This is a genomic window from Rhodovulum tesquicola, from assembly GCF_024128855.1.
Lineage (GTDB): Bacteria > Pseudomonadota > Alphaproteobacteria > Rhodobacterales > Rhodobacteraceae > Rhodovulum > Rhodovulum tesquicola.
Window position 1 is genome coordinate 1 of record NZ_JAMYDV010000041.1, and the last position, 7,002, is coordinate 7,002.

6 protein-coding genes are annotated in these 7,002 nt (G+C 56.6%); all 6 read left to right on the plus strand.

Going from position 1 to position 7,002, the window contains the following annotated elements; translation table 11 throughout:
- The coding region (locus NHN26_RS16965) for a transposase domain-containing protein (RefSeq protein ID WP_435594220.1) at positions 1-93 on the plus strand (93 nt) is incomplete at its 5' end.
- A gap of 124 nt (positions 94-217) precedes the next feature.
- The gene (locus NHN26_RS16970; protein ID WP_253090505.1) at positions 218-2,227 is read left to right on the plus strand and encodes an ATP-dependent DNA helicase; all 2,010 of its coding nucleotides are present in this window, start codon (positions 218-220) and stop codon (positions 2,225-2,227) included.
- Between the two features lie 208 nt (positions 2,228-2,435).
- Positions 2,436-3,458: an SIR2 family protein gene (locus tag NHN26_RS16975; protein ID WP_253090506.1), complete on the plus strand. Its 1,023-nt coding sequence runs from the start codon at positions 2,436-2,438 to the stop codon at positions 3,456-3,458.
- A gap of 8 nt (positions 3,459-3,466) precedes the next feature.
- Positions 3,467-5,212 carry an ATP-binding protein gene (locus tag NHN26_RS16980; RefSeq protein ID WP_253090507.1) on the plus strand — a complete coding sequence of 582 codons (1,746 nt, stop codon included), beginning with the start codon at positions 3,467-3,469 and terminating at the stop codon, positions 5,210-5,212.
- A 259-nt stretch (positions 5,213-5,471) separates the two neighbouring features.
- A complete protein-coding gene (gene dcm / locus NHN26_RS16985; protein WP_290443015.1) occupies positions 5,472-6,554 on the plus strand; it encodes a DNA (cytosine-5-)-methyltransferase in 1,083 nt (360 codons plus the stop codon).
- Positions 6,538-6,879, plus strand: coding sequence for a very short patch repair endonuclease (locus NHN26_RS16990; protein WP_290443016.1), 342 nt, complete (start codon positions 6,538-6,540; stop codon positions 6,877-6,879). The genes dcm and NHN26_RS16990 overlap by 17 nt, the downstream gene beginning before the upstream one ends.
- Positions 6,880-7,002: the final 123 nt, after the last annotated feature.

The window sequence follows — 7,002 nt, forward strand, 5'->3', positions numbered from 1 at the left end:
TATCTGAAATCCACCCTCGAAGCCATCGCCGCCGGCCATCCGCAAGGCCGACTGGACGAGTTGCTCCCGTGGAATTACCAGCCGTCAACCTGAAAACCGGGTGGCCGTCCAACGACGCTTACGATCAAATGGTGATCCAGGGAAAGCGCGTGATCCCATGACACGAACCTGCGAAATCACGAAGGTCCTCTGGTCCGGGCGGAGCGGCGGCGCCGTGATGAACGTCGTTGCCGACGACAGCACCTTCCGTGTCGTGGCTGATGCCTCAGTCATGCCCCGAGGGCCTCTCGTCGGAGAAATCTGGGATATCGGGGGGAGGATCCGCAAACATCCTCGCTTCGGCCCACAGGTCCATGCAAGCAGCGCTGTTCTGACGAAACCGAGCGGTCGCCTCGTAGTCTCTTTTCTGAAAGGGAATTCTTGTCCCGGTATCGGCGCCGCAAAGGCCGCGCTTCTTTGGGGTGTTCTCGGCGACGAGATCTACGATGCACTCGCCGACCCAGAAGACCGACGGATCGCCGACCTGATCGGCGATGAGCTCGCAAGCGTGGCTCAGGGCGCCTGGACGGCCCAATCGAACGAGGTTGCCGCATACCGCTGGTGTGACGGCCACGGGCTCCCTGCCCGCCTTGCAAGGCGGCTCAGCGCGATCTACGGCCCTGATCTCGCAGATCGGATGGCGGAGAACCCTTATCGGATCCTCGCCTTCTCAAGCTGGACCGATGCGGAGCGCTTGGCGAGGGCCGTGAATGTGCAGGGCGACGACCCGCGTCGGCTCGTCGGCGCGGTGGAAGCGGTCATTTTTCGCCGGCTGGATAACGGGCACACGGCTGTCGATAGGACAGAACTTTCCGCCGCGGTCATGAAGCTCCTACGAGCGCCGAGAGAGATGGCTGAACTTTCAATTGATTCAGCCATCGCGGAAGGAGCGCTGGTCGTGGTCGGGGATCTTCTGGCTGGGGCAGGAACGGCAATGATGGAGCGCTTCGTCGTAGAGGATCTGCGTCGACGTCAGGACCTTGGCCGTGAGCAGCCGGACTTCCTGGCTGGAGCCCCAGACTCTGCCTTGGATGAGGTTCTTGAGCGCTATCAGGAGCGGGAGTCCATCGCTCTGAATGCGGAGCAGCACGCTGCTGTTCTCATGGCCGTCAAGGAGCCCGTCAGCGTCCTGGTCGGCGGAGCCGGCACAGGAAAGACAACCGCGCTCAAGGCGATTCACACTCTGGCCGAGGCCTACGGCACTCCGGTTCTGCAGGCCGCGCTCGCCGGGCGTGCAGCGCGGCGCATGACAGAGGCGACGGGACGCCCCGCCCGCACCATCATGGCGCTCCTCATGGCTCTGAAGGACGGCCTCAATCCTGAAGGTGCGTTGATCATTATCGACGAGAGTTCGATGCTCGATCTCCCGACGACCTATCAGTTGCTGCGAGCTCTGCCGGAGACCGCGCGCCTCCTGTTTGTCGGGGACACGGGTCAACTTCCCCCGATCGGGTTCGGCCTGATCCTCCATGCCCTGGCGCATCACCCGACCATGCCGACTGTTGAGCTCACCGAGGTCCACCGGCAGGCCGCCTCAACCGGCATCCCTGCGGCATCCCTCGCTATCCGCAACGGCCAGCTGCCCGCGTTCCGAGACTATGCAGGCAGCGGCCAAGGCATCTCGTTCATCCCCTGCCCTCCCGATGATATCCCGGATCGGCTGCTCGAACTGAAGGGCGATATGCCGGACGCACAGATCATCACCGCCCTGCGCGAGGGCCCCAGCGGCACGAGCACGATCAACTCCCTATTCCACATGGTGTACGCTGGTCGAAAGCCTGACGTTTCAGGCTTCTGTGTAGGCGAACCCGTCATTTGGACAGTCAACGACTACAAGCTGGGGTTGATGAACGGTACACTCGGGACCGTTTTAGAGCTCACGGAGGATGGACTTTTGGTCCTGTTCGAGGGAGAACAAAAGAAGATCGAGAGGACGGGGCTTGATGCCCTCGAGCATGCGTATGCGGTTACCGTCCACAAAGCCCAGGGAAGTCAATTCGTTCGGATCTTGGTGCCTGTAGTGCCATGCAGACTTGGCGATCGATCCCTTCACTACACAGCACTCACGAGGGCTACCCAACAAGCTGTAATCATAGGTTGCTGCCAAGCCTTTCGTCAGGACGTCTCTTCTGCGCCCTCCATCGAAACAAGGGCAACTGCGCTAATGCTCTCTCTCGCGCACCCGTGAGAACCTGATCTGGACAATGCGAGCAAGTCCAGACTCAGTGACCACAGCATCCCCACGAGACGCTTGCAATTTCCGGTTGCTTCTGCATCTTCCTGTACAAGCAAATGTAGCGTGACAGGTGGAGTTCTTTCACCAGCAGAGCTGGGGGGACTAAATGGACAATTGCCCTAAGAAAATCAGCAGCTGAGACGCGGATCAAAGAGCAGCCATGCAACTCGCAGAGATAGCCAAACTAGCGCAGAGCTGCTTCCAAGCATGCCCCACTATAGTAATTGGAAGCGGCGCCTCGATTCCCCACGGCCTGCCGAGCATGTTAGACCTAGCCAATTACCTGATTGCCAATCTGAATCCAACTGGAGAGGCTGAAACTAAGTCATGGACAACGGTCAGAACCGCGCTCGAAAAGGGCAATCATCTTGAGCAAGCGCTCGAAGGACAATCTGTTCCGCCCGATTTGCTTAGACAGATCGTGGCCATGACTTGGCGGTGTGTAAATGAAAAGGATGCTCAACTTCTGGACCTCGCCGTCAACTCCCCGGATCACTTCCCACTCAGCAGACTAGTGACTGCGATGTTTAGCAGCACTCATAGCTCACTTCAGATCGTCACGACAAACTACGATCGCGTCATAGAGTACGCCTGCAACTCGGCTGGAATCTTGTTTCAAACGGGTTTTGCTCCCGGTTACGTTCAGAAATGGGAGGCAAGCAATCGAATAAAGTTCCATCATGGCGCAAAACCCTCTCGGGTCGTAAATATCTGGAAGGTCCACGGCTCCCTCGATTGGTTTCGGACTCAAGACGAGCGCACCATAGGACTGCCAGCCCACCAAATGCCGGGAGACAGCTATACGCCGCTAATTGTAACTCCGGGCCTGAACAAGTTCGAGAAGACATATGAAGACCCCTTCCGAACCACGATCAATGGCGCAGATAATGCCCTCAGCAGTGCTTCTTCATTCCTATGCATCGGCTTTGGATTCCGCGACCAGCACATCCACCCAAAGATAATTGAAAGATGCCGCGAGCGAAATGTGCCCATCGTCGTGCTTGCAAGGACGCTCACCGTGGAGGCGAAGGAATTCCTAGCCAAGAACGCCGGCACTAAATATCTTGCGCTCGAAAAGAAAGAAGATGGCAGCACACTATACTCACCCGAGCATCCGGATGGCCTAGATCTGTCAGTCGAAAACATTTGGTCACTGCCCGGCTTCAACTCACTTGTGATCTAGGAGGATCCATGCCAATTTTCGATTTCAAAGACGATGAAGCCCTTGGGTGCGTGATTTCAGTTGATACCACCGCGGTCATTATCCGCGTCGACGACATTGAGCGCCTAAAAAGATTACAGGTCAATCGGCTTACGGTCCTTCAAAGTAGCCGCCCAGGGCAGCACCTGATCGGCGTTGTTATCAAGATAACGCGAAAAGCTGACACCACAGAAACTTCCGATGCCGCCCTGGATGCTGATACCCCACCGATCAGCGAGAACAACCTGGTCAAGGTAACACTCATTGGAACGCTCTTGGATCGCGTCGGAGCTGAGGAGAACGTATTCAGACGAACCCTCGAGACTGTGCCTGAAATTGACGCAAATTGCTTTTCTCTTGAGGCCGACAGACTGACGCGCTTCATGCAAGTCATATCCAACGTGAAAGATGCTGGGCCGAGGCTCTCCCTCGGTCACTTCACGTTAGATGATGAAGCCGAGGCTTTTCTGAATGGGAATAAGCTCTTTCAACGCCACGCCGTGGTCGTTGGCAGCACCGGCTCAGGAAAGTCGTGGACCACCGCTCGGCTCCTGGATCAGATTGCGCAACTTCCACAGGCAAACGTAGTACTGTTCGACATCCACGGTGAGTATGGTCCATTAACTGGAAAAGAGTTCAGGCACCTACGAATTGCTGGACCTTCCGACATCGAATCAGGAAGGGGCCTCGACGACGGGGTTCTTCACCTGCCGTATTGGTTGCTTGGATATGAGGCGCTGGTCTCCATGTTTGTTGATCGCAGCGATCAGAATGCTCCCAACCAGTCAATGGTAATGACGAGAACGATCGTTGATGCCAAAAAGGCCTCGCTTGATAGTGAAAGGCATGCGGAGATCCTTGAAAACTTTACGATAGACAGCCCTATACCGTTCGACATTGACTTCCTTCTGACAAAATTAAGAGATTTAGATGAGGAAATGGTATCGGGGTCCAGCGGACGCGAGAAGCAAGGCCCCTATCACGGGAAGCTAAGTCGGCTTATTGGTCGCCTTGAGGCGAAGCGCAATGATCGACGACTAGCCTTCCTCTTCAAGCCTCCGGGAGAGTGCATGGATCTTCCTTGGATGGATAGAATGGTCCACACCATCTCGGCTGGGAGGGCCGCACAAGGAGATGGCGCGGGCGGCATAAAGATCATAGACTTCTCAGAGGTCCCCTCCGATGTACTTCCCCTTATGGTAAGCCTTCTTGCTCAGATTATTTTCTCAACAAGTCTTTGGTCTGCCAGCGCACAACGTCACCCGATCGCAATAATGTGCGATGAGGCACACCTGTATATACCGGAGAGACAGCGCGCCGACAGTAGTGACTCCGTTTCCGTGGAGATATTCGAAAGGATTGCGAAAGAAGGTAGGAAGTACGGAATAGGCCTGGTAGTGATAAGTCAACGCCCTGCCGAAGTTAGTCGCACCGTTCTGAGTCAGTGCAACAATGTAATTGCGATGCGGCTTACGAATGGAGAGGATCAAAGCGTGATAAAACGACTTCTACCCGATAGCCTTGGAAGCTTCGGTGATCTACTGCCCGTTTTAGACGTCGGAGAAGCGCTGGTTGTAGGTGACGCAAGCCTTCTACCCACACGGGTTAGGATCGCGGAGCCAACGATGCGACCTGATAGTCAGACGGTTGCATTTTGGGACCGCTGGAATGAAACCGAGCCAAGATCAGATACGAGCGGGGCTGTAAGATCGTGGCGTCGGCAAAGCCTGAAGTAACATCTGTACGATGACGTCGGTGGCGTGCCTAAGGGGTGTCGGCGATAGGCCCGGCGCTCACAAGCGCTCCTTTGGCGACTGGCATCTTCATCACTGACAAGGCGAAGCGAGCAGCATATTTCAGTTGCGGGCGAGAAGGGTCATGGTACATGATGCTTCCCAGAACAATACCGGAACATTTTCTTTCGGGAAATTGGTTTCGAGCGCAGGCAAAAGGCACAATATCCTCATCAGACGCCGGCAAGAACAGGGGGCAGGGATGACCGCTACACACTTCAGATTCATTGATCTTTTTGCGGGAATCGGCGGGCTCAGGGTCGGCTTCGAGTCGATCGGCGGTCAGTGCGTCTTCACGAGCGAGTGGAACAAGTTCTCCCAGCAGACCTACAGGGCAAACTACGAGGACGATCACGAGATCGCCGGAGACATCACTGGCGTCGACGTCGCCGGCATCCCGGAGCATGATATTCTGCTCGCCGGCTTCCCATGCCAGCCGTTCTCCATCGCGGGAGTATCGAAGAAGAACGCTCTTGGGCGTGCGCATGGCTTCGAGGACGAGACGCAGGGGACCCTGTTCTTCGATGTGGCGCGCATCCTGAAGCACCATCGACCGAGGGCTTTCCTCCTCGAGAACGTGAAGAACCTCGTTTCCCACGACAAGGGCAGAACCTTCGAGGTCATCATCCGGACGCTCCGGGAAGAGCTCGGATATGAAGTTCATTGGCGGATCATCGACGCCCGGCACTGGCTGCCGCAGCACAGGGAACGAACATTCATCGTCGGTTTCCGTGAGCCTACGCTCTTCGACTTTGATCAGGTGAGGCCGCCGACAGATGATGAAAGCCCGCGCCTGTCATCCATCCTTCATCCGGAAGATGGCAGCGAGACGGTCGAAGAACCCTACACCACGGGTCGCAAGGCGAAGGTCTCCAGCAAGTACACCTTGACCGACAACCTCTGGAGATACCTTCAGGACTATGCCGCCAAGCATAAGGCCAAGGGGAACGGCTTCGGGTTCGGCCTTGTCGACGGAAACGGCGTGGCACGCACCCTGTCCGCCCGCTACTACAAGGACGGATCCGAGATCCTTGTTGCACAGAAGGGCAAGAACCCCCGTCGACTTACCCCCCGTGAGTGCGCTCGTCTCATGGGCTTTGACAGGCCCGGGAGCAACAAGCCGTTCGTGATCCCCGTATCGGATGTTCAGGCCTACAAACAGTTCGGCAATGCCGTTGCCGCACCGGTCGCAATCTCGATAGCTGAAGCAATGTCGCCCTGGCTTTCAAACGCAGTGGCTCTGAAGCCTGGCTGGCAACGCCCCTCCCTTGCCGCGGCGATCTGAGGAGAAGCGCGAACCGCTGACCCGGTCGCAAATGATGTCGAGGATCCGCGGAAAGAACACGGATCCGGAACTCTACATCCGGCGCGGACTGCATGCCCGAGGCTTCCGCTACAGGCTCCATGCCCGCAAACTTCCGGGGAGACCCGATATACTGCTGCCAAAGTACAAGGCTGCGATATTCGTGCACGGATGCTTCTGGCACCAGCATGAAGGATGTAGCAACGCGAACATCCCAAAGCAAAACAGGGACTTCTGGGAACAGAAGCTCACACAGAACTCACAAAGAGACGAGCGTGCACGCAAGGCCCTGCTCGCTCAAGGGTAAACGGTGTTTTGCCCCCACCTTCCTGTGATTTTTCCGTTCTGCGAGTCCGTCTCTGTTGGCTAACAGGGGTGGAGTTTCTCCATGGAGACTATGACGGAGTTTCTCAGTTCACTTGGCGTGGTG